This is a genomic window from Halolamina sp. CBA1230, from assembly GCF_002025255.2.
In the GTDB taxonomy this organism is placed as follows: Archaea; Halobacteriota; Halobacteria; order Halobacteriales; family Haloferacaceae; genus Halolamina.
This window is the reverse complement of the sequence record NZ_CP054587.1, coordinates 2,684,449-2,710,005: the sequence shown is the minus strand read 5'-3', so window position 1 is coordinate 2,710,005 and position 25,557 is coordinate 2,684,449. Positions and strand designations below refer to the sequence as shown.

General features: G+C 67.9%; 25 protein-coding genes. 14 read left to right on the top strand and 11 right to left on the bottom strand.

All coding sequences use genetic code 11. From position 1 onward, the window contains the following. Positions 1-7: 7 nt before the first annotated feature. Together B4589_RS14190 and kdgK1 are read left to right on the top strand one after the other, a co-directional pair. Entirely contained in the window at positions 8-1,243 is a 1,236-nt protein-coding gene (locus B4589_RS14190; protein ID WP_079234881.1) for a mandelate racemase/muconate lactonizing enzyme family protein, read from the top strand. Continuing rightward, the gene (kdgK1, locus tag B4589_RS14185; protein ID WP_079234880.1) at positions 1,240-2,220 is read left to right on the top strand and encodes a bifunctional 2-dehydro-3-deoxygluconokinase/2-dehydro-3-deoxygalactonokinase; all 981 of its coding nucleotides are present in this window, start codon (positions 1,240-1,242) and stop codon (positions 2,218-2,220) included. Before B4589_RS14190 ends, kdgK1 begins: the two co-directional genes overlap by 4 nt. Before the next feature lie 21 nt (positions 2,221-2,241). Here the strand turns inward: kdgK1 and gfcR are convergent, their stop codons facing one another. Beyond that, positions 2,242-2,862 (bottom strand): transcriptional regulator GfcR, encoded by a 621-nt coding sequence (gene gfcR / locus B4589_RS14180; RefSeq protein WP_079234879.1) that lies wholly within the window; start codon positions 2,860-2,862, stop codon positions 2,242-2,244. Continuing rightward, entirely contained in the window at positions 2,859-3,899 is a 1,041-nt protein-coding gene (locus B4589_RS14175) for an alcohol dehydrogenase catalytic domain-containing protein (RefSeq protein ID WP_079234878.1), read from the bottom strand. The genes gfcR and B4589_RS14175 overlap by 4 nt, the downstream gene beginning before the upstream one ends. A 61-nt stretch (positions 3,900-3,960) precedes the next feature. Here B4589_RS14175 and B4589_RS14170 point away from each other — a divergent pair, with 61 nt between their 5' ends. Beyond that, a complete protein-coding gene (locus B4589_RS14170; protein WP_079234877.1) occupies positions 3,961-5,229 on the top strand; it encodes an HAD hydrolase family protein in 1,269 nt (422 codons plus the stop codon). A gap of 307 nt (positions 5,230-5,536) precedes the next feature. Here B4589_RS14170 and B4589_RS14165 read toward each other — a convergent pair whose 3' ends face one another. The 5 genes from B4589_RS14165 to B4589_RS14145 form a co-directional block, all read right to left on the bottom strand. Next, positions 5,537-6,838, bottom strand: a complete 1,302-nt coding sequence (locus tag B4589_RS14165) for a polysaccharide deacetylase family protein (protein ID WP_079234876.1) — start codon at positions 6,836-6,838, stop codon at positions 5,537-5,539. 198 nt (positions 6,839-7,036) lie between these two features. Further along, entirely contained in the window at positions 7,037-8,398 is a 1,362-nt protein-coding gene (locus B4589_RS14160; RefSeq protein ID WP_079234875.1) for an MFS transporter, read from the bottom strand. A 63-nt stretch (positions 8,399-8,461) separates the two neighbouring features. Continuing rightward, complete coding sequence (locus B4589_RS14155) at positions 8,462-9,442, bottom strand: PGF-CTERM sorting domain-containing protein (protein WP_079234874.1); 981 nt, start codon at positions 9,440-9,442, stop codon at positions 8,462-8,464. Between the two features lie 140 nt (positions 9,443-9,582). After that, a complete protein-coding gene (locus B4589_RS14150) occupies positions 9,583-10,845 on the bottom strand; it encodes an RNA-guided endonuclease TnpB family protein (RefSeq protein ID WP_079234873.1) in 1,263 nt (420 codons plus the stop codon). A gap of 3 nt (positions 10,846-10,848) precedes the next feature. Beyond that, a complete protein-coding gene (locus B4589_RS14145; protein ID WP_137284610.1) occupies positions 10,849-10,989 on the bottom strand; it encodes a DUF2080 family transposase-associated protein in 141 nt (46 codons plus the stop codon). Between the two features lie 281 nt (positions 10,990-11,270). On the opposite strand from B4589_RS14145, the gene B4589_RS14140 reads away from it, so the two are divergent. Then, positions 11,271-12,791, top strand: coding sequence for a deoxyribodipyrimidine photo-lyase (locus B4589_RS14140; protein ID WP_079234872.1), 1,521 nt, complete (start codon positions 11,271-11,273; stop codon positions 12,789-12,791). Between the two features lie 15 nt (positions 12,792-12,806). Here B4589_RS14140 and B4589_RS14135 read toward each other — a convergent pair whose 3' ends face one another. Continuing rightward, positions 12,807-13,388 carry a GNAT family N-acetyltransferase gene (locus B4589_RS14135; RefSeq protein ID WP_079234871.1) on the bottom strand — a complete coding sequence of 194 codons (582 nt, stop codon included), beginning with the start codon at positions 13,386-13,388 and terminating at the stop codon, positions 12,807-12,809. 49 nt (positions 13,389-13,437) lie between these two features. Beyond that, positions 13,438-13,863 carry a cytidine deaminase gene (cdd, locus tag B4589_RS14130; RefSeq protein WP_079234870.1) on the bottom strand — a complete coding sequence of 142 codons (426 nt, stop codon included), beginning with the start codon at positions 13,861-13,863 and terminating at the stop codon, positions 13,438-13,440. A 243-nt stretch (positions 13,864-14,106) separates the two neighbouring features. Here cdd and B4589_RS14125 point away from each other — a divergent pair, with 243 nt between their 5' ends. Continuing rightward, complete coding sequence (locus B4589_RS14125) at positions 14,107-14,337, top strand: UPF0058 family protein (protein WP_079234869.1); 231 nt, start codon at positions 14,107-14,109, stop codon at positions 14,335-14,337. A gap of 287 nt (positions 14,338-14,624) precedes the next feature. Here B4589_RS14125 and B4589_RS14120 read toward each other — a convergent pair whose 3' ends face one another. Further along, positions 14,625-15,074: a DUF555 domain-containing protein gene (locus B4589_RS14120; protein WP_079234868.1), complete on the bottom strand. Its 450-nt coding sequence runs from the start codon at positions 15,072-15,074 to the stop codon at positions 14,625-14,627. Between the two features lie 80 nt (positions 15,075-15,154). Here B4589_RS14120 and B4589_RS14115 point away from each other — a divergent pair, with 80 nt between their 5' ends. Together B4589_RS14115 and B4589_RS14110 are read left to right on the top strand one after the other, a co-directional pair. Then, the gene (locus B4589_RS14115; RefSeq protein WP_079234867.1) at positions 15,155-15,607 is read left to right on the top strand and encodes a bifunctional nuclease family protein; all 453 of its coding nucleotides are present in this window, start codon (positions 15,155-15,157) and stop codon (positions 15,605-15,607) included. Between the two features lie 72 nt (positions 15,608-15,679). Beyond that, the gene (locus B4589_RS14110) at positions 15,680-16,165 is read left to right on the top strand and encodes an acyl-CoA thioesterase (protein WP_079234866.1); all 486 of its coding nucleotides are present in this window, start codon (positions 15,680-15,682) and stop codon (positions 16,163-16,165) included. 31 nt (positions 16,166-16,196) lie between these two features. On the opposite strand, the gene B4589_RS14105 is transcribed toward B4589_RS14110, so the two are convergent. Then, positions 16,197-17,234 (bottom strand): S1C family serine protease, encoded by a 1,038-nt coding sequence (locus B4589_RS14105; RefSeq protein ID WP_079234865.1) that lies wholly within the window; start codon positions 17,232-17,234, stop codon positions 16,197-16,199. A gap of 140 nt (positions 17,235-17,374) precedes the next feature. Here B4589_RS14105 and B4589_RS14100 point away from each other — a divergent pair, with 140 nt between their 5' ends. From B4589_RS14100 to B4589_RS14070, 7 genes are all read left to right on the top strand, one after another. Next, complete coding sequence (locus B4589_RS14100; RefSeq protein WP_079234864.1) at positions 17,375-19,258, top strand: ABC transporter substrate-binding protein; 1,884 nt, start codon at positions 17,375-17,377, stop codon at positions 19,256-19,258. A gap of 223 nt (positions 19,259-19,481) precedes the next feature. After that, positions 19,482-20,573 carry an ABC transporter permease gene (locus tag B4589_RS14095; RefSeq protein ID WP_079234863.1) on the top strand — a complete coding sequence of 364 codons (1,092 nt, stop codon included), beginning with the start codon at positions 19,482-19,484 and terminating at the stop codon, positions 20,571-20,573. Further along, positions 20,570-22,123 (top strand): ABC transporter permease, encoded by a 1,554-nt coding sequence (locus tag B4589_RS14090; RefSeq protein WP_079234862.1) that lies wholly within the window; start codon positions 20,570-20,572, stop codon positions 22,121-22,123. The genes B4589_RS14095 and B4589_RS14090 overlap by 4 nt, the downstream gene beginning before the upstream one ends. Continuing rightward, a complete protein-coding gene (locus B4589_RS14085) occupies positions 22,123-23,175 on the top strand; it encodes an ABC transporter ATP-binding protein (RefSeq protein WP_079234861.1) in 1,053 nt (350 codons plus the stop codon). The genes B4589_RS14090 and B4589_RS14085 overlap by 1 nt, the downstream gene beginning before the upstream one ends. Continuing rightward, positions 23,172-24,503 (top strand): ABC transporter ATP-binding protein, encoded by a 1,332-nt coding sequence (locus tag B4589_RS14080; RefSeq protein WP_079234860.1) that lies wholly within the window; start codon positions 23,172-23,174, stop codon positions 24,501-24,503. The genes B4589_RS14085 and B4589_RS14080 overlap by 4 nt, the downstream gene beginning before the upstream one ends. Next, positions 24,493-24,888, top strand: a complete 396-nt coding sequence (locus B4589_RS14075; RefSeq protein WP_079234859.1) for a hypothetical protein — start codon at positions 24,493-24,495, stop codon at positions 24,886-24,888. The genes B4589_RS14080 and B4589_RS14075 overlap by 11 nt, the downstream gene beginning before the upstream one ends. 45 nt (positions 24,889-24,933) lie before the next feature. Beyond that, on the top strand, positions 24,934-25,518 hold the full coding sequence (locus tag B4589_RS14070) for a hypothetical protein (protein WP_079234858.1): 585 nt from the start codon (positions 24,934-24,936) through the stop codon (positions 25,516-25,518). Positions 25,519-25,557: the final 39 nt, after the last annotated feature.

Below are 25,557 nucleotides of genomic sequence, written 5' to 3'. Positions count from 1 at the left end.
GATTCGCATGGTCGACTACTCGGAGCTCCACGATCCGAACGCGGAGTACACGATGCGGGAGCTCTCGGCGGAGACGATGGGCGTCACGAGCGAGCGCGGCGACGGGCGCGACGTGGAGATCACGGACGTCCAGACCGCGATGGTCGACGGGAACTTCCCGTGGACGCTGGTCCGGATCTACACCGACGCCGGCGTGGCCGGTACGGGCGAGGCGTACTGGGGCGCGGGCGTGCCGGAACTGATCGAGCGGATGAAGCCGTTCCTGCTCGGCGAGAACCCGCTCGACATCGACCGCCTCTACGAGCATCTGATCCAGAAGATGTCCGGCGAGGGCTCCGTCGAGGGAGTGACGGTCACCGCCATCTCCGGGATCGAGGTCGCGCTCCACGACCTCGCGGGGAAGATCCTCGACCTGCCGGCCTACCAGCTACTGGGCGGGAAGTACCGCGACGAGGTGCGGGTGTACTGTGACTGCCACACCGAGGAGGAGGCCGACCCGGCGGCCTGCGCGGACGAGGCCGAGCGCGTCGTCGAGGAGCTGGGGTACGACGCGCTGAAGTTCGACCTCGACGTGCCGAGCGGCCACGAGAAGGACCGCGCGAACCGCCACCTCCGCCCGGGCGAGATCCGGCACAAGGTCGACATCGTCGAGGCGGTCACCGAGCGCGTGAAGGACCGCGCGGACGTGGCGTTCGACTGCCACTGGACGTTCTCCGGCGGTAGCGCCAAGCGCCTCGCCGAGAAGCTGGAACCGTACGACGTGTGGTGGCTCGAGGACCCCGTGCCGCCGGAGAACCTGGACGTACAGGAGGAGGTCACGAAGTCGACGACGACGCCGATCACGGTGGGCGAGAACCGCTACCGCGTGACGGAACTCCGGCGGCTGATCGAGGACCAGGCCGTCGACATCGTCGCGCCCGACCTGCCCAAAGTGGGCGGGATGCGCGAGACCCGGAAGATCGCCGACGTGGCGAACCAGTACTACGTCCCCGTCGCGATGCACAACGTCGCGTCGCCGGTCGCCACCGTCGCCGCGGCCCACGTCGGCGCCGCGGTGCCGAACTCGCTGGCGGTCGAGTATCACTCCTACGAACTCGGCTGGTGGGAGGACCTGGTGGAGGAGGACGTGATCGTCGACGGTTCCATCGAGGTTCCCGAGGAGCCGGGGCTCGGCGTCACGCTCGACCGCGACGCCGTGGCGAAACACTTAGTCGACGGCGAGGAACTGTTCGACCCGGTATGAGCCTCCCCGCGTTCGACGACGGCCCGCGACCGACGCTCGCCACGTTCGGCGAGAGCATGCTGCGGTACAGTCCCCCGGCCGGCGAGCGCCTCGAAACCGCCGACGAACTCGCGGTCCACGTCGGCGGCGCCGAGAGCAACGTCGCCGTCGCCGCGGCCCGACTCGGCTGCGAGGCGGCGTGGCTGTCGAAACTCCCCGACTCCGCGCTGGCCCGCCGGGTCGAACGCGGGATCCGCGAACACGGCGTCGAGCCGATCGTCGCACGTGGGAGCGGCCGCGTCGGCACGTACTACCTCGACGCCGCCGGCGAGCCGCGCGGTACGTCGGTCCTGTACGACCGCGAGGACGCGGCGATCCGGACGGCGACGCCCGACGAACTCGCGGTCGACCGCGTTCGGAGCGCGGACGCGTTCTACACCAGCGGTATCACCCCCGCGCTCTCGGAGACGCTGGCGGAGACGACCGCGGCGCTGCTCCGCGCCGCCGGGGAGGCCGGTACTGCCCGCGCGTTCGACCTGAACTACCGATCGAAGCTCTGGACGCCCGCCGAGGCGGCCGCGCGGCTCCGCCCGCTGTTCGAGCACATCGACGTGTTGATCGTCGCCGAGCGCGACGCCGAGCGAGTGCTGGACCGGGAGGGAGAGGCGCGGACGATCGCCCACAGTCTCGCGGTCGAACACGACTGCGAGACGGTCGTCGTCACTCGGGGCGACGCCGGCGCGGTGGCGGCCCACGACGGCGAGATCCACGAGTGCGGAGCGCTGGAGACCGACACCGTCGACCCGGTCGGGACCGGCGACGCGTTCGTCGGCGGCCTGCTCGCGGGGCTGCTGGCCGACGGCTCGGTCCCCGAGGCGCTCGACGCCGCGACCGCGACCGCGGCGCTGAAGCGGACTGTGGCGGGCGACGCGGCGGTGGTGACGCCGGAAGAAGTGGCGGCGGTGATCGAGGGTGGCGCGGACGGGATCGACCGCTGACTGGGGCGGGGCTGTCCCAGTTCAGGCGCCGTCGCCGACCCGGATCACCTGCAACAGCGAGTACACCGGCACGCCGTCGACCTCGTCGAGGCCGCGCTTGTCCGCGAGCACGCCGCAGGCGACGGGCTCGCCCCCGCGGGCCCGCACGGCGTCGATGGTCTCCTGCATCGTGGTGCCGGAGGTGATGGTGTCGTCGACGATGTAACACTCCCGCTCGCGGACCTCCGCGAAGTTGCGGGAGAAGCCGCCCTCCAGGTTCTCGATGCTCCCCTCCTCCCACTGGTGCTTGCGGGGCGTGTAGGTCGCGAGATCCGTGTCCAGTTCCGTGGCGACCGTCGTGGCGAGCGGCCCCCCGGCCTTCTCGACGCCGACCGTCAGATCCACGTCCTCGCCCTTCTTCGAGAGCAGGTCCGCCATCGCCGCCGCGACGTGGTTCAGTCGGGAGGAGTCCCGGCCGACCGCCGACCAGTCGACGTGGATGTCGCCCGGGCCACCGCTCTGGGCGGGCGTCGCGCCGGCCCGCTCGACCAGCCAGGAGGCGGTCTCCCGGGAGACGTTGAGTTCGTCCGCGATCTCTCCCTTCGAGAACCCCCGGTCGGCGAGCGAGCGCGCCTCCTCGATCAGGTCGTCGACGTTCTTCATGGGCCGATTTCGACCGCCGCCTTGATAACGTCGCTGTCCAGCGCCGCCTCGAACTGTTCGACCGGGTAGACGTGCTCGGTGAACGCCGAACGGACCGACGCGGGCATCGCGTCGAGCCACTCGATCGCCCGCTCGAAGTGGGTGTAGCCGGCGTTGACCGACCCCACCATCGCGCGGTTGCCGAGCACGAGCTCGCGGTGGAACGCCCCAAGATCAACCTCGGTCGTCTGGGCTTCCGGAACGCCCAGCAGCGCGGCGACCCCGTTGGGAGCGAGCGCCGCGACCGACTCCACCGCGTGCGGCGGGTGGCCGGTCGCCTCGACGACGAGATCCATCGGCGCGTGCGCCTCGGGGATCTCGTCGACGGGCGTCTCGCGGGAGTCCACGTACGTCGCGCCCGCCTCTATCGCGAGTTCGACCCCAGGGTCGTCGCGGTCACGGCGGCCGAGACAGTACACTGCATCGAACTGCTCGGCGAGCACTGGAACCGTCAGTAGCCCGAGTGATCCCGTGCCCAACACGAGCGCCCGGTCGCGGTCCCACGTGAACGGCTCGCGGGAGGCGGACGCCAGTTCCAGCGCCTTCGCGGTGATCGACAGCGGTTCGACGAGAAACCCGTACGGCGCGAGGCGGTCCGGCAGCGGGACGAGGTACTCGCTCGGGACGGCGACGTACTCGGCCATGAACCCGTCGGCGCCGTCGATGCCGCACTCGACGGTCGCGTCCATCGGCGCCATGTCCGGCTCCCCCCGCCGGAAGTACTCGTTGTACGCGCCGGGCGGTCGGCGGACGGTCGGCACGACCGTCTCGTCCGTCTCGAGCCCCGTCCCGTTCGGCTCCGCGACGGTGCCGACCGCCTCGTGGCCGAGCACCATCGACTCCTCCACGTCGCCGTGGGCGCCGTCGAGCACCTCGCGGTCGGTGCCGTCGATACCGACGCGGTCGATCCGGACCAGCGCCTCGCCGGGCCCGGGGTCGGGGCGTGGCCGGTCGACGAGCCGCGGCGTCCCGTTCTCGCGCAGGACGACTGCATCCATGCCCCACAGTATCACACACCTGCACAAAACGTTTATCCTATTATGAGTTAACTTTCGAGCCATGCGAAACGCCGACCGTCCGGGCGTCGACCACCACGAACGGCTCGACCGGCTGTACGACGAGTTCGACACCGCGTCGATCCGTTCCCTGCGGGATTTCGTCGAGCTGTTCCCGCCGGTGGACTCGACGGCGGCGCTCGAACGGTGGGAGACCGCCCGTGCGGACTTCGAGAGCCGGAACGGCCGCGTCGTCGACGCCTTCGGCGGGGCGTACGCCGACATCGCCAGCCGGGCGACCCGGGAGACGGCGACGACGGCCGCGGACCTGTGGGCGCGCGAGGGGCGGGCGATCAACGTGCTCGTGCTCGACGTGGACGAGACGCTGCGTTCGGCGGGGAGCACGGACAACGAGATCCCCCGCGAAACGCTGCACCTGCTGACGGAGCTCCACGACGACGGCGTCCCGATCGTGATCTGTACCGGCCAGACGCTGGAGAACGTGAAGGGCTTCCTCATCCAGGGGCTCGGCAGCGAACTCGTCCACTCGGGCGACCTGTCGGTGGTGTACGAGGCCGGCAACGGCGTGTTCACGCCCGGCCACGGCTCCGACACCAAGCAACTGCTGTACGAGGATCTCGCGCCGTCGGTCAGGCGCGTGTTCGAGCAGGTGCGGTCGAGCGCGCTCGGGGACGCCCCCTCATCGGTCGCACGGGGCTGTCACCTGCAGGGCAACGAGTTCAGCGTCACTCTCAAACCCAACCACGAGACCGGCAGCGACGACGCGCGGGCGGTGATCGACGAGGCGCTGCGCCACCAGATCGACTCGTTGGGGCGGGCGGTCGCCGCGGAGACGGGGATCGAGGGGAGCGCGGAAGACGAGGCCCGAGCGTACTACGCGGCCGCGGACGACGAGATCGCCGCGGTCCTCGATCGAGTCGATGCAACCGTCCCCGCTGTCGAGATCCCGGAGCCGGTTCAGGAGCTGTTCGAGCGCATCGACGTGGGGTACTACGAGGCCGACGCCGCGGAGATCACGTCGCTCGAACTCGACAAGGTCGCGGGCGTGGAGGCCGCCTTCGACGTGCTCGGCATCGAGGACCCGTTCGCGCTGGTGCTCGGCGACTCGAAGTCGGACCTGCGGGTGATGGAGTGGGTCGAGCGCACCGACGCCGGCGTCGCGGGCGCGCCGAAGCACGCCTCCGCGGTGGTGCTGGAGCACGTCCGCGACACCGACGGCCTGCTGTTCGACCGCGGCGACGCCGGCACGCCGCTGCGAACGACGCTGGCGCTGAACCGACTGGCGAAGTTCGAGACCGGCGATCGAGGCTGATCACCACGCCGTCAGCACGTCGCGGCCGTGGAACCGCGTGAGCACAACCGCGAACACGCCGCCGATGTAGAACGCCGTCTCTATCCTGTACTGGCTTCAGAGCCACCCCCCGAATGGGTTGCCGTGGGAGCGCATCTCGTCGTTGGGGAGGTCACTGTCCCGACAGGGCATCGACGTCGACGTCGGCGCGGGCGTCGAGGCGACCGCGCGGGAACTCGAGGAGTAGACGTCGCTGGAGGGGCCTCGTGACGGGCGAGCGGTCACTGCACGCCCGTCGCGAGTGCTCTGGAGCGCTGCGCCGCCGGCCTCAGAGGTACTGCTGGTCGAGTTCGGAGGGAGTGATGACGTTGAAGCCGCCGGCGTACGCGTTGTTCTCGATCCGGTCGAGCTGCTTCTCGAAGTTCTCGACGGACATCCCGTCCTCACCGATTTCGGAGAAGGCGAGTGTGACGAGCTGATTGTGTTTGTTGGCCCGGAGGATGACGTCCCGGCTGCTGTCGTAGGCGTTCCCGTTGATGGTCGGCAGCGTGTAGGGGGCCGTCGGCGGGACGCCGACGGAGCTGCCGCCGTAGAGGAACCCCGTCTCGTGGACGTCCCGGAGGATCTCGGCCGTCCGGCCGCCGATCTGGTTGCCCGGGGCGAAGAAGTGCTGGGCGCCGTCCTCGAACCCCTTGGACTCCAGGTACTCCTTGTCCTCGGTGATCACCTTCCGCTGGCGCTCGGCGGACATCTCCGGCAGTGGCTCGGGCCGGAGCGGGAACGAACAGACGTCCCAGCCGGCGTCGCTGACCTCCCGGAGCTGATCCATATCCATCCGCCCCGCCGCGCCGATGTCGGACGGCCGGACCGGCACCGCTGCCTTCCAGCCCCGCTCCTCGAGCTTCGGGAGGACGGTCTCGTAGTGGGAGTCCCGGCCGCCGTAGAAGGCGAGGATCGCGTTGGGCTTGCCCGCAGATTCGGTGATCCGGATGTCGTCGATCCAGTAGTTGACCTCGGTCCCTTTCGCCCCCTGCATCGCCACGCGGAGCTCCTGGATGTTGGCGACGTTCGGGTCGTTCCAGCCGCGGGTGAACCCGAAGTCGATCCGCATCCAGTCGCTGCGCCCGCGCGGGAGCTGTCGGGTCGCGACGTAGCGGTTATTGCCGTTGGGCGCCCGGAACCGGAGCTCCATCCGGCCGCCGACTGGGGCGTCGACCTTGACCGCCATCGAGAGGTTCTTCCCCTCGAGCGAGAACGGCACGAACGGCTCGAACGCCAGCGTCGAGAGGTTGTTGCCGGGGTTCTTCACGTGGAGCGCGTGCTTCCCGGAGATGGCGGCCTCCTCGTCACGCGAGAGCGTTTCGCCGCGTTTCGGGTACCAGTTGTCCCCGCTGAAGTCGGTCAGGACCTCGCCGTAGTCGATCGCTGGCGCCACGATCTCGTCGCCGCCGTCGGTCCCCGTCTCGGTGTCCGTCTGCGACTGTGTCTGGGTGGCGGTCGCGGTTTCGGTGTCGGTCGACGTCGACGTGGTCGTGGGAGTCCCGTCGCCACCGGTCGAGCAGCCGGCCAGGGCGGTCGTCATGGCGGTGGCGGTCGCGAGGAACGCTCGTCTGGAGGTTGACCCGTCCATACATCCTATCTCACCGGGGGACACTTTCTAATCGGGAGCCTAAACCACGGTTTGGGGGTTGCTTATCGGGGGGCCGCTGAGCTCCCCAGATGGCGACACGAGCGTCTCTCCGGGCCGACACGGTGGTTTTCCGCGGCGACATGGGTGGCACTCGTGTCAACACCATTCATGGCGACGCCGCTCTCCGGACCTCGCCAGTCACCACTCCGTCAGCGCGTCGCGGCCGTGGAACCGCGTGAGCACGACCGCGAACGTGAGCGCGCCCGTGACCGCGAACGCGCCGCCGACGTAGAACACCGTCTCGATCCCGTACTGGCTCCAGAGCCAGCCGGCCATCACCGGCCCGAGCACGCTGCCGGGGCGCCAAACGAGTTCGCGGATGCCGAAACTGGCCGCGATCCCGCCCTCGTCGGCGCCCTCGTCGGCGAACAGCGCCATGCTCGCGGGCTCGCGGAACGCGTCGACGACGCCGAGCAGGCCGTTGAGTCCGACCAGCACGAAGAAGGCGGGCGGGAGTTCGCCGAGCAGCGAGTACCCCTCGGCGACCCCCACCATCCCCGTCAGCGCGGCCGGCACGATCAGTTCGAACGTCGGCAGGCCGAGCGCACCGCCGATGGCGGGACTGAACGGGACCAGTACCGCGATCAGCCCGTAGCCACCCCCGCCGGCGAAGACGAACAGCGAGCGGCCGTAGCGGTCCGAAAGCCGGCCGGTGAACGGCTGACAGAGCATGTTCGTCAGCTTCTCGGCGACGTAGACGACCGAGACGGCCAACGAGATCACGTCCAGCCCGCCGCGGGCGACCGCGACGCCGGCGTAGATCGTCGCCCACGACCGGACCAGCGTAACGGCGACGGCGTACTGCGCACGGAAGGTGGTGAGCGTGACGATGCGCTTGTTGAACGCCAGATCGGCGAACGGGTTCCCCCTCGACCGTGTCTCGTCGGGCGGGAGGTAGAGCCAGGTACCCGCGACCGCGAGCGCGAGGACGACGACGATGAGGGTGTAGATCGGCGTGAACCCGAGCACCTGATACAGCCCGCCGGCGGCGAGCGCGCCGACGATGGAGGCGAGAAAGCGGACGGAGTTTGCCTTCCCGATGCTGTTGGCCCGTTCGCCGTGATCGGCGAGTTCGCCCACCAGCGCCAGCGTCATCAGCCCGGAGCCGGTAACGGCGGCGCCCTGAAGGGCACGGACCCCGATGAACCCCGTGCTGTCGGCGAAGCTCGTCGAGACGGTCACGCCGAGGACCGCCGCCACGGCCCTCACCGCGTCGCCGATGGCGCCGACGTTGGCGAACGCGACGTAGGAGACCGTGCTGGCGGTCAACACGCCGAGTAACACCTTCTTCTTGTCGCGGCTGTCGCCTGCCCACGCGAGGGGGACAACCGCGATCGTCTGGGCCAGCGTGAACCCGGTGATGAACAGCCCCGCCATGAAGTCCGAGGCCTGCAGCACGTCGATATAGGTCGGAATCAACACCGCCAGCGTCGCGTAGCCGAACCCCGTCGCGAACCGCGAGAGATAGAGCGACCAGAACTGCAGGCGTTCCTCGTTCACACGCCGACTGCGAGTGAACCGCGAAAAGGGGTTTCGCTTCGATACTCGGACGGCGGACGGGAGCTACTCGCGTCGGCCGACGACGGCGCCGGCACCCAGCAGCGCGAGCAGTGCGGCGACGACGCCGAAGCCGGGCCCGGAGGTCCTGGTCTCGGACGGCTCCTGGGTCGCGGTCGCGGTGTCGGTCGACGCGGGCGTCTCGGTCGCTGCCGCCTGCGTCGTCCCCGTTACCGTCGTGTTCAGGTCGGTCTCCTCGGCGGTGACGTCGATGGTGTACTCCTCGTCGGCGTCGAAGCCGGTGAACGCGAGTTCGCCGGTCGCGCGGCCGTCGGCGCCGACCGTCGCCGTCGTGGTCCGGGCTTCGCCGCCGTCGCTCGGCGCGAGCGAGAACGTCAGCGCGGTGCCGGGCGCGAGCAGCGTCGCGGCGGTGAACTCGACGGTTTCGCCGGCGGTCGCCTCGGAGACGCCGTCGGCGAAGTTGACCGACGGCTCGACGACGCCGAACGTGGCGGTTCGGGTGTAGTTCTCGCCGTCGGTGACTTCGTCGGTCACCGTCGCCGTGGCGGTGAAGCTGTCACCGACAGCCGCGGTGGCGGTGTCGTTGCCCTGCTGGAACGTCGTGGTCGCCAGGTCCACGGCGACGTAGACGGCGTCCTCGGTCGCCCGGACCGCGACGCCCTCGCTGTCCGCGCCGGCGTCGAGCGTCTTCGCGGTCGCGTTCGTGTCGACACTGCTGGACGTTTGCTGGAGGGCAAGCGCCAGTTCGTCGCCGAGCAGCGTCCCGTCGTCGTCGGCCTCGGCGGGCACGCCGGCGACGTCGAGCCGGAACACGGCCACGTCGCTCCGGGCGACGAGGCTGTCGGTCGAGTCCGAAGTGGTGGCCGCTTCGACGGCGGCGTCGGCGCTGACCGACGCCGGCGCGGTGGTGACGGTGAGATCACCGACGGCGTCGGGTTCGATCGGTGCGGTCGCGGCCGCCGCGGGCGCGACGGCGGCGACGAGCAGTACGACTGCGAGCGAGAACGCGGTGTGTCGTGTGTTCATGATCAGTGGGTGCCCGTCCGCCGTCACGGGCCGTTCGCCGGCAGCCGACGCTGGGGCGGTGACTCCGCACGGAGGGCGTTCGGGCGGGGATCGACCGGGCGAACCGGCCGCTGTCTGTTGGCTCTTGTGAACGAAGTGAACTACCCCTGCCTACTCGCCGCCGTTGGCGGCTCCTTGAGGCAGGGGCTTCCTGCTTCAACGACGCGCTTTGCAGACACAACCGCAGTGTCCACAGGGAGCGCAGTCTCCACAGGCGTTGCTTCGGAGTGACCCACTCCTAGTTCGGTGAGTCCGCGAGAAAGAATGTTCCACGCTGCGTTTGCGTCTCTGTCTGCCTCGAAGCCACAGGCAGGACAGGAATGTTCTCGAACCCACAGCGGTTTGTCGGTTTCGACGCCACACTGAGCGCACTCTTTGGTGGTGCCATCTGGATCAACTTCCACGAAGTGCGTGCCTTCCCGTTCACACTTCGTTTCGAGCATGTCGGTGAAGGTATTCCACGCAGCTGACGCCGTGTTGCGGCTGTTTCGCGGTGATTCGAGCATCCCTTTCACGTCGAGGTCTTCGACGGCCACCAGTTCGTACTCCCGAGCGTAGTAGTTCGAGAGTTTGTGCAGGAAATCACGCCGCTTGCGCTTGATGTCGAGATGGCACTCAGCGACACGCCGACGTTGGTTCTCCCAATTGTTCGACCCATGCTCTTTCCGGGAGAGTTTCCGTTGCTCCCGTTCGAGCCTGTCACGTTCTTCGGAGAGGTCGAGTGATTCGACCGCTGTGCCGTCGGTGTCGTGGGCATACTTCAGAATACCCACGTCAATCCCGACCATCTCGTCAGTGTCAATATCCTCCAGCGGTGGCTTGGCTGGCGGTTCTGTGTCCATCTCGATACCGAAAATGGCGAACCACTCGCCAGTTTTCTCCTTTTTGAGCGTGACTTCCTTGACCGTGGCGTCGTCAGGCAGCGGTCGGTGGAGTTCGATGGGGATGGTTGCGAGTTTCGACAGCGACAACACAGTCTGCCCACTCTTCTTGTCGAGTTCGAAGCCAGACTGGTTGTAGGTGAAACTGCGGAACTCCCGAGGTGACTTCCACCGAAGTTCACCAACTTTGTAGCCCTGCTCTTTGAGGTTTCCGAGAGCTTTGATGTTCTTGGCGACCCGCATGACGGTGGGCTGGAGTACCTTCGAGTAGACCTCAGTGAGTGCATCCCACCAGTCTTTGAGATTGGGGATCTCGTCACGGATTTTGCGGACACGCTGTTTGACGGTGCCCTCGTCTTCGGGGATTTGGTTGAAGCGGTACAGGGCGTGGTTATAGAGTTGTCTACAGGTATCGCGGTGGTAGTCCAGCGTCTCGCGCTGGTCTTCTGTCGGCTTGAGGCGATACCTGTAGTTGTAGTTCATCGGTTACTCGTCAGGCTCAGAGGTTCTGACGATTTTCACGTCTGCTCCACGCCACCGTTTTGGGACGAGGACGTGTGCGCCGTTGCCAGTGGCTTTTACCTCGCCCTCGATGACTTCGTGGCCTTCGATTTCGTGCCTATCCATCACCCGCGTTTAAACTTTGTTTCAACATAAGTGTGTCGGTGCGTTGGCCTGTGGGTTGGGAATAGAACAGTGTATTGACGATGATGACGGCGGTGTATCCCCTCCCTACTGCGCTACTCGGCCTTCGGCCTGCGTTGCTCCTTGAGGAAGGGGGCTTACCGCCTGCATTCAGCGAACTAAACCGTTCGCTTCTGGACGCTGTCTGGTAGTTGTTGGCTCATCTGTATCGGAAACTTTTGCCGGTCCGGTAGTTTCACGGCCGCGCCGGCCGACCCGCATCCATGACGATCTTCTGGCACCGTCGGGACCTGCGGGTCAGCGACAACCGCGGGCTCGCGGCGGCCACGGACGCCGGCGACGCGGTTCCGGTGTTCGTGTTCGACGACGCGGTGCTCGAACACGCCAGCGACGTCCGTGTCCGGTTCGTGCTCGACGCCCTCGCCGAGCTCCGAGAGGCCTACCGCGAACGGGGGAGCGACCTCGTGCTGGCCCGCGGCGACCCCGCCGAGCTGCTGCCCGCGCTCGCGACGGCCGTCGACGCCGAGGCGGTCCACTGGAACGCCGACTACTCGGGGCTCGCCCAGGAGCGCGACAGCCGTGTCGAGGCGGCGCTCGACGCGGCGGGTGTCGACAGCGAGACCCACCACGACGCGGTGCTGCACGAGCCAGGGACGATCCGGACCAACGCCGGCGAGCCGTACTCGGTGTACACCTACTTCTGGAGGAAGTGGCGCGACCGCGAGAAGGCGGATCCGTTCCCGGTACCGAAGGGCGACGACCTCGCGGACGCGGAGGAGTTGGCGGTCGACGACCTCGCGGCGTCGTTCGATGGCGAGTTCGACCTCGACGACGCGCTCCACGGGAAGCTCCCGTCGATCGAGCAGTTGGGGTTCGCGGCGCCCGACGCGGACGTGCCGGACGCCGGAACCGAGCAGGCCCGCGAACGGCTCGAGTCGTTCTGCGAGGACGCGATCTTCGAGTACGAGGAGGGTCGCGAGTACCCCGCGCGGGAGGGGAGTTCACGGCTCTCGCCGCATCTCCGGTTCGGGACGCTCGGCCCCCGCGAGGTGTACGAGGCGACCGAAGCGGCGATGGACGAAGCCGCGGCACGTGACGAACGGAACGACGAGTACGACCCTGAGGACGGCGACGACCTGGGGCCCGCACAGGAGAGCGTCCGGACGTTCCAGTCACAGCTCGCGTGGCGGGAGTTCTACACCCAGGTGCTCTACTTCAACCCCGAGGTCGTGACGGCGAACTACAAATCCTACGAGGCGCCGATCGACTGGCGGAACGACGGCGCGGAGCTGGCGGCCTGGAAGGCTGGCGAGACGGGCTACCCCATCGTCGACGCCGGGATGCGCCAGCTCCGCGACGAAGCGTGGATGCACAACCGCGTGCGGATGATCGTCGCCTCCTTCCTCACCAAGGACCTGCTGTGGGACTGGCGCGCGGGCTACGACCACTTCCGGGAGCGCCTCGCGGACCACGACACCGCGAACGACGTCGGCGGGTGGCAGTCGATGGCCTCGACTGGCACCGACGCCCAGCCGTACTTCCGGATCTTCAACCCCGTCACGCAAGGGGAAAAGTACGACCCCGACGCCGAGTACGTCCGGGAGTACGTGCCGGAACTCCGGGGGCTCGACGCCAACGAAATCCACGGCTGGGTGGGGATGACCGACACGGAACGCCAGGAGCTCGGCGTCGACTACTCCGACCCGATCGTGGACCACAGCGAGCGCCAGGAGCAGGCGCTCGCGATGTTCAAACGGGCTCGCGGGGAGGAGCCAGAGGAGTAGGAACCCGGGTGCGGATTACCCGGTGTCGTACTTGTACGTCGCCTCCTCCTCGTCGATGCCGAAGTCCTCGGCGCTCTCCTCGGGCTCCTCGGCCTCGACGCCGCCTTTCTCGGCGTTCTTGAACCGTTCGCGGAGCTCGGCGGGCATCTCGAAGGCGTCAGTGTCGAGCGCGACGGCGGTCACGTCCTCGTCGACCTCCTCCCGCTTCTGTTCGAGGCGGTCCTCGATCACTGGCGGACGATCCTCGGCGTCGACGGTCCCGAAGCCGAACTGCCGGAGGTAGTCGTCGCTGTCGGTGATCGAGTACACCGTCTCGAACTCGTTGTCGGCCGCGAGGTCGATCAGCCGCTCGACGACGTGAGCCCCGACTCCCTGCCCGCGCCAGCCGTCGACGACGCCGATCCCGGTGAGCTCACAGACCTCCCCCTCGTCGGTCTTGTGGATCCGGTAGCGGCCGAAGCCCGCGCGCTCGTTCGTGCGCTCGTCGACCGCGATCACGTAGTCCCGCGAGCGGAAGGCGGCGCTGTCGAGCCCCATCTCCTCGATCCGGTCGAGCAACCACGCCTCGTCCCGGTTTCGTGCGTCGCGGACGTACATGGACGGCCGTACGGACCCGGGGGAGAAAGGACTGTCGCGCCCCCGTGGCTCACTCCTCGGCGTCGGGGTCGATCCCGAGGGTCCCGGGGGTGATCGTGTCGGGGATGAGTTCGCCCAGCGAGTACTCGGTCCACTCGCCGTCGCCGGTGTCGCAGTACACCGGCACGTCCTCGTCGCCGAACTCCGCGAGCGTCTGGCGGCACATCCCGCAGGGGGTGACGCCGTCCCGCGCCGCGGAGGTGACCGCGACCGCCGCGATCGAGCGGTGGCCCGCCCGGACCGCCGCGCCGACCGCGACCTCCTCGGCGTGCAGCGCGTTGCTGTAGTTGGCGTTCTCGATGTTGCAGCCGGTGAACACCTCGCCGTCGTCGGTCAACACGGCGGCGCCGACGCGGTACTCCGAGTAGGGGACGTACGCGGCGTCGAGAGCCTCACGGGCCCGTTCGATCAACGACGCCGGATCGGTAGTCTCCATACGCCAACCTCTCCGCGAACCGACTTGAAACGACTGAAACCGGTCGGCGACCGCGTCCCCCGTGACCGCGACCTGCCCGAGGGCGTCGGCGCCGCGTCGACTTCGTCGTCTTGACCCCGATCGGTATGTCAAAAATTCCCGCGATTCGGCCGATTTCGGCCGATCCAGCCGCTCTGTAGCCATAGCTTGTTAACAATACTCAAAGTAACCATATAACCCTCCGGACGATAGATATGCCCGGGAATGAAGAAACAGGAGCTCATCCACCTCCACGGTCTTCTGTCGGAGGTACGGTCCGAGTACGAGGGCGAGGAGGAGCCGGACCTCGACCTGAGCGGGTACGAGGAGTTCGGGGTCCAGCCGACGTCGATCCACCGCTCGAAAACCGATCACAAGCGCGCCGTCTTCGAACTGGTCGACGGGCTGACCGACTCCCTCGACGAGCCGGAGACGGTCCCCGCGGCGGCCGACTGAACCGCCGACGCAGTCTCCTGCGATCCCCAACTCGCTAGCGGCAGCACTGGTTAGCCGAGCGTCGACGACAGGTCGCTCGCCGTTGGGGTACGACACGATCACGGCATAGGTTCCGCAGTCGCGACACGGAGGTCGCGACAGGTCGCCCGCCGCGATCGGTTACGACACGATCACGGCATGGGCTCCGTGGTCGCGTTAACGAGAACTGCCGTTCTCGTTCGCCAACCAGAACGCTTCGCGTTCTGGTGACGACACGGCGGTCGCGACAGGTCACGCGCCGTGATCGGCTACTCCCGATGCTGTTCGACCATCTCCTCGAACTCGGGGAGCAGCGTCTCCTCGTCCCCGTCCTCGGGCTCGGATTCCGCCGCCGACTCCTCGTCCGCCGACTCGCTCTCCTCCTCCTCGACCGGCCCACAGGAGAGGCGTTCGAGCGGGATCCCCTCCAGCCGACTGCCGATCTCCGAGCGCGCGATCCGGACGGCGTGGTCCTCGCTCTCGACGTCGTACACCGTCATCCCGAGCTCCAGCGCGACCAGCCCCTCACCGGCGGCGACGGTCGCCGGCGGGAGGTCGGCGCCGCGGGGCGACCGACGGCTGCGAGGCTCGATATCCACGTAGGAGAGATCGGGGTTGAGCTGTTTCCCTAGCTTCGAGATCGCCGCCCCCACCGCTGCCTCGGGCGTCGCCACGTCGTAGACGGGCACCGCCGCCTCCAACACCACACGACAGTCCATCCCCTCGACGTTCGCCGGCCGGCGGCATGAACGTTCGGTCCCGCGACAGCTATTTGCGGGTTCGAACCGATCGGTTCACCATGAGCCACGTCGCCGAACTCACGGGCATCGCGACGGGGGACACACCGTCGGGAGATGAGGTCCCGGCCGCGCTGCTGCGTGCGCGGGGGGAGTACCTCCCGGTCTTCGTCACCGACGATCAGGCCGACGCGATCCGCCGCGGGCTGGCGGGCGACCAGTTCGAGCGGCCGCTGACCCACGACCTGCTGGTCGACATGGTCGCGGAGTTCGGCGGCGCGTTCGACCGCGTACGGATCGACGACCTCCGGGAGGGGACGTTCTACGCCAAGATCGACGCCCAGCGCTACGAGGACGGCGAGCCCGAATCGCTGACGTTCGATGCCCGCCCGAGCGACGCCGTCGCGATCGCGGTGCGGGCGGACTGCCCGATCGAGATCGACGACGACGTGCTCGACGTCGCCGGCCGCAGCGGCGAGGAACTCGGCGTCGACGGCCCCGAGAGCGACGAGTAGCCCGCGACAGGCGACCTTTCCGCCGTCGACGTGACCGGCGGGTTTGAGTGCGCCCCGGTCGGAGCGTCACGCATGACCGAGACGGCGACGCTCGCGGAGTCGTACACCGAGATGACCGAACTCCTCCTCCCGAACGACACCAACAACCTCGGGCGGGCGCTCGGGGGCGCTGTCCTCCACTGGATGGACATCTGCGGCGCCATCGCGGGGATGCGCTTCGCGAACAAGCAGGTGGTGACGGCGTCGATGGACCACGTCGACTTCATCTCGCCCATCGACCTCGGCGAGGTGGCGGTGGTGCAGGCGTACGTGTTCAACACCGGCCGCACGAGTGTCGACGTGAAAGTCGACGTGCGCGCCGAGGACCCCCGCGAGGGCGAGGAGCGCAAGACGACGGCCTCCTTCTTCACGTTCGTCGCGCTCGACGAGGACGGGAAGCCGACCACGGTGCCCGACCTCGCGTGTCCGACCGAGGACGAGGCGGCGCTGCGCGAGGAGGCCGTCGAGGGACGGAAGACGCAGTTCGAGGATCTGGTCGAGCGGATGGAGGGAGAGTAAGGGCCAGCGATCGACGATCGGGGCCGCCCGATCAGCGCGGATCGGGCCGCGTCCCGAGCGTCACGTCGACGGTCGAGCGCTCGCCGTCGCGGAGCACCGTCACCGCGACGGCGTCGCCGGGGCTGGTCTCCAGCGCGAGGTACGTGCCGAGCTGCCCGGTCGTGTCGATCCGGTTGCCGTCGAGCGCGACGATCACGTCGCCGCCGGTCGGCTGGGGCGACCCCTCGACGGTCGTCGTGCCGCTCCCGCCCTGCAGTACGCCGTCAGCTGGACTGCCGCTGGGGACCGCAGAGACGTAGACGCCGCGGGCCTCCTCGAGGTCGTTGGCGTCCGCCAGCAGCGGCGTGACTGGACGGATACGCACGCCGAGGTAGGAGTGCTCGTACCCGCCGGTGTCGATCAGCTCCGGGACCACGCGCTCGGTGAGCGCAGCGCTGATCGCGAACCCGACGTTCTCCGCGCCGGCCTGGGTGATCACGCCCGCCACGTCGCCGTCGAGCGTGAGCAGCGGGCCGCCGCTGTTGCCGGGGTTGACCGCGGCGTCGGTCTGGACGGCGTCGGAGATCGTGAAGTTCCGGACCGAGGAGATACTGCGGTCCTGCCCGGAGACCACCCCGGAGGTGAGCGATCCCGGGAGCCCCAGCGGCGCGCCGACCGCGGCGACGCGGGTCCCGACCGGCGGCTGTTCGTCGAGCAGCGCGAGCGGCTCCGCGTCGAGGGGCGGGTCGACCGAGAGCGCCGCGAGGTCGCTGTACGGGTCGTTCCCCAGCAGCTCGACTGCCGCCCAGTCGCCGTTCGCGAACTCCGCCCGGACCGTCTCCGCGCCCGCGACGACGTGGTCGTTGGTGACCAGCACGCCGTCGTCGTAGAGCCAGCCCGACCCTTCGCCGAGGACGCCGACGCCGTCGTACACGCGGAGTCTGACGATCGACGGCGAGACGTCCTCGTAGAGGTCGACGAACGGCTGCTCGCCCGGCGCATCGGCGTCGCCGGCAGGAGCGGTACAGCCCGCGAGCGCGGCGACCCCGGCGCCCGCGGCGGCGAGAAACTGACGACGGGAACGATCCATACGCGGGTTCAGGGAGCGACGAGTAAACCGGTTGGGTTGGCGCGTTTCCCGTGTTCGAAGTTCTTGTTCCTTGTTACCACGCCCCATCTAACTATCACTACAAAACGTTTAAGTTCGACACGATGGGATACGTTGGCAGGATGCCCGAAGAAAGTGATTTCGATCGACGCAAGTTCCTCCAGGCAACTGGTGCGGCCGCGCTGACTGCCAGCGTCGCCGGCTGTACCGACGGCGGCGGCGAGTCGCCGACCGAAACCGACGAGGGAGGCGGCGACGGGACCGACACCGACACCGGGACCGAAGGCGGGGGCGGTGACGGGGAGTTCACCGGTCACGACTCCTACCCGTACTCGCCCGGTGAAACCGACGTCGAGAGCGCGCGCCAGGTGATGGAGGAGGCGGGCTACGGGCCGGACAACCGGTTCGAGCTCGACTGGCTCCAGTACACCAGCCCGGCGTGGAAGGAGATGGCTAACACCATCCGTTCCCGCCTCGAGAGCGCCTACGTCGACATGAGCATCTCCGAGGCCGACTTCAGCGGCCTCCTGGAGAACGCCGAGACGGGGGACACCCAGGCGTACACGCTCGGGTGGATCGCCGACTACCCGGCGCCGCAGAACTTCCTCCAGCTGGTCGACCCCGAGAACACCATCTACGACGGTGAGGGGGCGGCGCCCAACGGCGCGTACCTGTTCTGGACGGAGGACTCCGAGACCGAGACGGCCATCCGGGACTACATGACCGAGCAGTTCGACCGGATCCAGAACAACCCGCAGCAGTCCGAAGAGGCCCAGCAGACCCGTGACGACGCCGCCGTCAAGATGGAGGAGGGGCTCTGGGAGTCCGCCGCGCTGGTGCCGGTGTACCACCAGGTGGGCCAGAGCTTCTGGTACGACCGCCTCGACTACAGCCCACCCGGCGGGATGGGCGGCTCGCGTACGAAGGAGAACATCTCGGTCGAGGGGCTCGAAGGGAAGGACCGCCTCGACAAGATCTCGGCGACGTTCAGCGCGCTCGATCCGATCGCCTCGGGGAACACGGCCTCGGGCGGGAAGATCATGAACATGTTCGACGCGCCGATGAACTACCACAACGGGACCACCGAGGTCCGGAACCTCATCGTCGACGACTACAGCGTCAGCGACGACCTCACCGAGTACGAGTTCACGCTCAAGGAGGGGATCCAGTTCCACGGCGACTACGGCGAGGTCACCGCCGACGACATGGTGTACTCGATCCGCCGCCTCGTGGAGTCCTCCAACTCCAGCAACACGTACTTCCCGAACTCGGTGCTCAACATCGTGCGCGAGACCGACGAGGACGGGAACGTGGTCCCCGGCTCGACCGGCGTCGAGGCCACCGGCGACTACACGTTCACGATCACGCTGCAGGACAGCTTCCCGTTCGCGCTGTCCGTGCTCGCCTACTCCGCGTTCTCGGTCGTCCCCGAGGGCGTCGTGGGCGACATCGAGGGGTACGAGGGCGACATGAGCTGGGAGGAGTTCTCCACCAGCAACCCGATCGGCTGTGGGCCGTTCGAGTTCGGCAACTGGGAGTCCGGCAACGGTGGGGAGTTCTCCGCCGACGCGTTCGACGACTACCACGGCCAGGAGCCCGTGATCGACGGCATCGACGCCGCGATCATCACCGACACCACGGCGTCGTACAACTACTTCCTGAACGGGAACGCCGACGTCGCCGGCATCCCGACCTCGAAGTACGACCCGAACAAGGTCAGCATCGAGGAGACGGTCGACGGGATCGAGCGCGGCACCTACGGGCCGCTGGAGAACGACCAGACGGTCAACATGGCCCAGTCCGCCACGATCAACACCTACTACGTGGCGTTCAACATGCAGGAAGTGCCCAAGCCGGTTCGTGAGGCGATGGCGTACGTCATCAACCGGCCGCAGTTCGTCGAGAGCGTGTTCAAGGGCCGCGGTGCGCCGGCGTACCACCTCACGCCGACGCAGGTGTTCCCCGGCGGCGCCGACGCCTACGACAGCCACTGGCAGGGCGAGTAACCCTCGACGCGCGCTCGAGCGCTCGAGCGTTTCGACAGGGTGAAAACCTCGCCGGCCGACGTTCGTGGTAGGTCGTGCCGGTGTAACACAGCCACTTTCGATTATTCGGTATGATTAGACTCCCATCCTCTCGTCGCCAACCACGTCGGTACCCGGTTCGTACCGACACTGACGTATCGTCCCGCTCCGCTCGTCGACCGAGCCATGCTGGAGAGACTCACACATGAACAAGTCACTGTACATCCTGAAACGGCTCGGGCTGGGCATCCCGGTCGTGCTGTTCGGGCTGACGATGTCGTTCCTGATCATGTACCTCGGCCCGCTCGACCCGGTGCTGGCGATCCTCGGCCGTGACGCAACGTCGGCCGACATCCGGCAGCTCCGGATCGCGCTGGGGTACATCCAGCCCGACGGAACGCCCATGCCGGTCTGGCGCCAGTACGGCGAGACCATGCTCAACCTGTTCACGCTCGAGTTCGGCCAGTCCTGGATCATCCAACGCGGCGTGCCCGCGAGCGAGGTCATCGCGAACCGGATGCCTGCGACGCTCTGGCTCGGGTTCTGGTCGGTCGTGATCGCGCTCGTGTTCGGGATCCCGCTCGGCCTCTACGCCGGCCTCCGTTCCAACACCTGGGGCGACTACCTCGCCTCAGGTGGCGGCATCATCTGGCGTGCCATGCCCAACTTCTGGCTCGCCGTGATGATCGCCGGGAGCCTCAGCGCGGGCGGTGCGCTCTCGTGGTACCGGGGACTCGGTATCGAGACCGACGTCATCGGGACGCCCGACGCGGTCGGGAACCTGTTCACGATGGTCGAGCTGTTCGACGGGGTGCCGGTACTGGAGCTGTTGTTCCTCCCGATACCCGACCTCCGGAACATGCTGATCGCGTTCAAGTGGATCCTCCCCGCCGCGCTCGTGCTCGGCTCCGCGTCGATGGGGAACGAGATCCGTATCGGCCGCACGGCGGTGCTTGAGAGCATCAACTCGAAGTACGTGGAGACGGCCAAGGCCAAGGGGCTCTCCCCGCGGCGGATCGTCGTCAAACACGTCGGTCGGAACGCGATCGTCCCGCTGCTCCCCGTCATCATGGGTGAGTTCTACCTGCTCATCGGCGGCTCGGTGCTCGTCGAGAGCGTGTTCAGCATCAACGGGCTCGGAAACCTCTTCTTCCGAGCGATCCTCGGTCCGGACATCCCCGTGGTGATGGCGCTCGTGTTCATCTTCGTGATCATCCAAGTACTGATGAACATCCTTCAGGACGTACTCTACACACTGATCGACCCGCGTATCACGCTGGGGGAAACCCAAGAATGAGCACGAACACTGCCTCGGAGTCCGACTCCGGTCCGGTGTTCGAGTACGACGACCGGCCGATATGGTCACGGGTCGTCGACGATCCCGGACCAGCGATGCGCTGGCTCGCGGTCGCGGGCGCGCTGATCGCCGTCGAACTCGGCGCGTTCATCGGCGCGATCCTGACGGTGCTGGACGCGGCGTTCATCGGCGTGACCGCACTGTTCGACGTGCTGTTCGGCCTCGTCGGGCTGGGCGGGCTGGCAACCGGCGTCGTCAACTTCCAGTCCAGCGTCTCCGGCGCGATAACGGGGGTCCGCGACGCCGCGGAGAGCCTCCCGACGCTGCTGAGCCGGGAGACGATACCGAACCAGGGCCACATGACCGGCCCCGACGGGCCGTGGGTGGACACGTTCCTCGGCCTGGAGCCGGCGCTGGCGTGGGCGATCCGCGTGCTGCTCATCGTCGCGTACTCGCTGTTCGCGTTCTACTGGCTGTTCCAGGGCTGGCTCGTCTTCCGTGACAACTACCGCCAGGCCGACTGGACGCCCTCCGACGACGTCGTCGACCGGCTCCGCGGCCACCGCTGGGGGCAGTTCGGCATCTTCGTGCTCGCGCTGTTCCTGATCATGGCGCTGTTCGGCCCGGCGCTGGGCCCGACGACGGTCGCGGGCAACATCCAGTCGCCGTACAGCAACGAGATCCAACACTTCGACGAGGAGGCCGGCGAGGTCGTGACGATCACCGCCGGCGCCGCCAACTTCGACTCGAAGTCCAAGGGCGCCGGCGATCAGAACGTCGGCCCGATGACGTACGACAAGTTCGAGCGATTCCACCCGTTCGGCACCCTACCGAACGGCCGTGACCTGTTCACGTTCATGATGGGCGGAGCCAGGATCACGCTGATCGTCGCCGGCATCGCGATCGGACTGAGCTCGCTGATCGCCGGCTCGCTGGCGATGGTGTCGGCGTACTACACGGGGGTGGTCGACCTGAGCATCCTCACGACCGCCGACGGGATCGTCTCCGTCCCACGGCTCCTGTTGCTGATCATGATCAGTGCGGTGTTCGCGAACCACTGGATCGCGAACGTGCTCGACGGGGGGTTCCTGTTGGCGTTGATCTTCGGGTTCACTGGCTGGCCGTTCCTCTGGCGGGCAGTGCGTGGCCCGGCGCTACAGGTCGCCCAGGAGGAGTGGGTCGACGCCGCCGAGAGCTTCGGACAGGGGTCGCGGACGATCATGCGTAAACACATGTTCCCCTACATCACTGGCTATCTACTCGTGTACGCGTCGATGTCTACCGGCGGGATCATCGTCGGGCTCGCCGCGCTCTCCTTCCTCGGTAACGGGCTGGGGATCACCCCGCCGACTCCGGCGTGGGGGCGTGCCGTGTCGCTCGGCCAGACGTACGTGGCCGGGCCGTCGTGGCACATCTCGTTCATCCCCGGCGCGATGATCGTGGTGCTCGTCACGGGGCTGAACGCGCTCGGCGACGGTATCCGTGACGCGATCGACCCCGAGAGCCAGAGCGACGAGGGTGAGGAGGCCGCCGCAGGGGGTGGTGCCTGATGTCCGACGACGACGTGGTGCTCTCGGTCCGGAACCTCCAGACCGTGTTCCGTACCGACCGCGAGACGATCAGGGCCGTCGACGGTATCGACTTCGACGTCCGGAAGGGCGAGACGGTCGGCATCGTCGGCGAGTCCGGCTCCGGCAAGTCGGTGACCGCCCGCTCGATCATGGGGCTCATCGAAAGCCCCGGCGAGGTGCTGCCCGGCTCGTCGATCGAGTTCAACGGCGAGGAGCTGACCGAGTACAGCGAGAAACAGTACCAACAGGTGCGGGGCAGCGGCATCGGGATGGTGTTCCAGGACCCCCAGAAGTCGCTCAACCCCGTCTACACGATCGGGAACCAGATCAGGGAGGCCTTGGAAGTGAACCAGGGTATCACCGGGGAGGAGGCCCGCGAGGAGGCGATCAGGCTGCTCGAACGGGTCGCCATCCCCGACGCCCCGCGCCGGCTGAACGAGTACCCACACGAGTTCTCGGGCGGGATGCGCCAGCGCGCGGTGATTGCGATGATGCTCGCCTGCGACCCCGAGTTCCTCATCTGCGACGAGCCGACGACCGCGCTCGACGTGACGATCCAGGCCCAGATCCTCGAACTGCTGCAGGATCTCCAGGAGGAGCGAGGGCTCTCCATCCTGTTCATCACCCACGACATGGGCGTGATCGCGGAGATCTGCGACCGCGTCAACGTGATGTACGCCAGCGAGTTCGTCGAGAAGGCGCCGGTGGAGGAGCTGTTCGCGAACCCGCGCCACCCCTACACGCAGGGGCTGCTGGGGGCGATCCCCGGCAAACAGGGCCCCGGCGACCAGCTCCGGACGATCGAGGGCGACGTGCCGACGCCGAACGAGGAGGCGACATACTGTCGCTTCGCGCCGCGGTGTCCCGAGGCGTTCGACGCCTGCGAGGCGGTCGCTCCCCAGCACGTGAGCGTGGGCGACAACGAGGAGCACACCGCGGCCTGTCTGCTGTACCCCGACGGCGAGCCCGAGGAACGGCGCGTGGAGCGCCACCGGGAGCTCGCCGCGGGCGACGGAGGTGAGAACGAATGAGCCAACAGCTTCAGCGCGACGACCCGACGGAGGAGGAGACGCTCATCGACGTCGATGGGCTCAAGAAGTACTACGGCGGCCAGGGCGTGTTCGCCCAGCCGCCGGTTCAGGCCGTCGACGGCGTCGACTTCGAAATCAAACGCGGCGAGACGTTCGGGCTGGTCGGCGAGTCCGGCTCGGGCAAGAGCACGCTCGGGCGGACGCTGATCCGGCTCGAACAGGCCACCGAGGGGACCGTCTCCTTCGACGGCACCGATATCACGGAGCTGACCGGGGAGGACCTCAAGCAGTGGCGCCGGAACGCCCAGATGGTGTTCCAGGACCCCGAGTCCAGCCTCAACGACCGGATGACCGTCGGCGAGATCGTCCGGGAGCCGCTGGAAGCCCACGAGTGGAAGACCGACCGCGACCGACGCCAGCGCGTGCGCGAGCTGCTGTCGAAGGTTGGGCTGCAGGAGGAGCACTACTTCCGCTACCCCCACCAGTTCTCGGGCGGGCAGCGCCAGCGTGTGGGGATCGCCCGCGCGCTCGCGCTCGAACCCGAGTTCGTCGTGCTCGACGAGCCCGTGAGCGCGCTCGACGTCTCCGTGCAGGCGAAGATCATCACGCTGCTCGAGGATCTCCAGGAGGAGTTCGATCTGACCTACCTGTTCATCGCCCACGACCTGAGCGTCGTCCGGCACATCTGTGACCGCGTCGCGGTGATGTACCTGGGGAAGATCATGGAGATCGGCGAGACCGAGGAGCTGTACGAGTCGCCGTCGAACCCGTACACACGGTCGCTGCTGTCGGCGATTCCGCGGCCGGATCCGACGGCGGAGATCGACCGGATCACGCTGCCTGGGACGCCGCCGAGCCCGCGGGACCCGCCGAAAGGCTGTCAGTTCTCGACGCGCTGTCCCGCGAAGATCCGCCCCGACGAGTACGCCGATCTCGACGAGGAGGTGTGGGACGCCGTCGAGCGGTTTCGGGAGATCGTCCGGGAGCGGACCCGTGTCGAGCTCTCGCTCACGGAGCGCGTGAAACGGCGGACGGGTGGGTTCTCGAAACACGACGACATCGAGGAGGCGGTCGACGACCTGTTCGACGGGGTCGACCGGCCCGCCTCGGTCGAGGAGCCGATCCAGCAGGCCATCGAGCGGGTGAAAAGCGGCCATCCCGAGGAGGCACGCGAGCTGCTCCGCGAGGAGTTCGGCGGGGTCTGTGACACCGAGCGTCCGGAACACTACGAAGTCGGCGATAACGGGCGCGAGAGCTACTGTCACCGCCACTCGCCGGAGTACGAGGACGTCGACGCCGTGCTGGGTCGCGAGACCCGTGACGAGTAGACGTCTCCTCCGCTACGCCGAGTTCGCCCTCTGGGTTGTGGCAGCGACGGCGCTGATCGTCGCGGTCTGTGCGGTGCCGGCGTTCCTGTTCGGGAGCGGCCTCTCGACGCTGAAGCTGCTGCTGTTCGTGGTCGGCTGGCTGCTGTTCGGGATCGGGAGCTTCGGGATCCAGCCCGAGCGACCCAAGCGGGACGGACAGATCGTCGACCTCGAGACCGGGGAGCCCAACCGGTTCGAGGACCGGCTCCAGGAGATCCCGCCGCTGCGGGGGCGCCGACTCCCGTTCTCGGACCGGGTGAACCGCAACGTGAAACTGTTCGCCACCGCGGTCGCCGTGCTCGGGGTGTCGGCGGCGCTCGAACTCGTCTTCAGCGTCCCCGGCTGATCGGGAACGCACACCATTTATCAGCGACGACACCCCTTCATCGGTATGGTCAATCCCGACGGCGACGGCGTACCCGACGAGCTCGACCGGATCGCCGGCGACGCCGACGTGATCCGCGACGCCTGGCAGCGGACGATCGAGGACACCCGAGCGATGGCCAACGACCGCGAAGAGGCGGGCTACGAGACGCTCGTGGCGTTCTCACAGGACACCTCACCCGTCGCTCCCGACGTCGAAGACGCCGAGCACTGGGGTCTGACGTACCTGGTCGACGGCGACACTGCGGAGTCGGTCGTCGACGCGCGCGAGCGCGCCGAGTTCGACGAGACCGCGGTGTACCAGGCGGGCTCGGGGCCGACGACGTTCATCGTCACCGAGTGTCTCGACCACGACGAGGAGCTCGTCGTGTTCGTCGCCGGCGCGTTCCGGAAGCGCGAGGCCACCGACCTCGTGCGCGCGGCGACCGACCGCGGGGAGATGCACACCCACTTCCGGACGCTCGACGGCACCGTGATCGCCTCGGTCGAGCACGACGACGTGTCGGCGTTCTTCCCCGACCCACAGTCGTACTACTCCTACGGCGGCGAGTTCACCGCCGACACCCGGTCAGTCGACGACGAGGAGGAGTAGGCGCGTCCGGACGATCGCCACACAGCCCCGCTCCACCTA

Bases quoted from the DNA above. Each gene is read 5' to 3' on its own strand.
- B4589_RS14145 (WP_137284610.1), bottom strand. From the start codon at position 10,989: ATGGATAGGCACGAAATCGAAGGCCACGAAGTCATCGAGGGCGAGGTA.
- B4589_RS14165 (WP_079234876.1), bottom strand. From the start codon at position 6,838: ATGGACGGGTCAACCTCCAGACGAGCGTTCCTCGCGACCGCCACCGCC.
- B4589_RS14140 (WP_079234872.1), top strand. From the start codon at position 11,271: ATGACGATCTTCTGGCACCGTCGGGACCTGCGGGTCAGCGACAACCGC.
- B4589_RS14170 (WP_079234877.1), top strand. From the start codon at position 3,961: ATGCGAAACGCCGACCGTCCGGGCGTCGACCACCACGAACGGCTCGAC.
- cdd (WP_079234870.1), bottom strand. From the start codon at position 13,863: ATGGAGACTACCGATCCGGCGTCGTTGATCGAACGGGCCCGTGAGGCT.
- B4589_RS14135 (WP_079234871.1), bottom strand. From the start codon at position 13,388: ATGTACGTCCGCGACGCACGAAACCGGGACGAGGCGTGGTTGCTCGAC.
- B4589_RS14070 (WP_079234858.1), top strand. From the start codon at position 24,934: ATGGTCAATCCCGACGGCGACGGCGTACCCGACGAGCTCGACCGGATC.
- B4589_RS14100 (WP_079234864.1), top strand. From the start codon at position 17,375: ATGCCCGAAGAAAGTGATTTCGATCGACGCAAGTTCCTCCAGGCAACT.
- B4589_RS14150 (WP_079234873.1), bottom strand. From the start codon at position 10,845: ATGAACTACAACTACAGGTATCGCCTCAAGCCGACAGAAGACCAGCGC.
- B4589_RS14120 (WP_079234868.1), bottom strand. From the start codon at position 15,074: ATGGACTGTCGTGTGGTGTTGGAGGCGGCGGTGCCCGTCTACGACGTG.
- B4589_RS14190 (WP_079234881.1), top strand. From the start codon at position 8: ATGGTCGACTACTCGGAGCTCCACGATCCGAACGCGGAGTACACGATG.
- B4589_RS14110 (WP_079234866.1), top strand. From the start codon at position 15,680: ATGACCGAGACGGCGACGCTCGCGGAGTCGTACACCGAGATGACCGAA.
- B4589_RS14090 (WP_079234862.1), top strand. From the start codon at position 20,570: ATGAGCACGAACACTGCCTCGGAGTCCGACTCCGGTCCGGTGTTCGAG.
- gfcR (WP_079234879.1), bottom strand. From the start codon at position 2,862: ATGAAGAACGTCGACGACCTGATCGAGGAGGCGCGCTCGCTCGCCGAC.
- B4589_RS14105 (WP_079234865.1), bottom strand. From the start codon at position 17,234: ATGGATCGTTCCCGTCGTCAGTTTCTCGCCGCCGCGGGCGCCGGGGTC.
- B4589_RS14085 (WP_079234861.1), top strand. From the start codon at position 22,123: ATGTCCGACGACGACGTGGTGCTCTCGGTCCGGAACCTCCAGACCGTG.
- kdgK1 (WP_079234880.1), top strand. From the start codon at position 1,240: ATGAGCCTCCCCGCGTTCGACGACGGCCCGCGACCGACGCTCGCCACG.
- B4589_RS14095 (WP_079234863.1), top strand. From the start codon at position 19,482: ATGAACAAGTCACTGTACATCCTGAAACGGCTCGGGCTGGGCATCCCG.
- B4589_RS14155 (WP_079234874.1), bottom strand. From the start codon at position 9,442: ATGAACACACGACACACCGCGTTCTCGCTCGCAGTCGTACTGCTCGTC.
- B4589_RS14125 (WP_079234869.1), top strand. From the start codon at position 14,107: ATGAAGAAACAGGAGCTCATCCACCTCCACGGTCTTCTGTCGGAGGTA.
- B4589_RS14175 (WP_079234878.1), bottom strand. From the start codon at position 3,899: ATGGATGCAGTCGTCCTGCGCGAGAACGGGACGCCGCGGCTCGTCGAC.
- B4589_RS14080 (WP_079234860.1), top strand. From the start codon at position 23,172: ATGAGCCAACAGCTTCAGCGCGACGACCCGACGGAGGAGGAGACGCTC.
- B4589_RS14115 (WP_079234867.1), top strand. From the start codon at position 15,155: ATGAGCCACGTCGCCGAACTCACGGGCATCGCGACGGGGGACACACCG.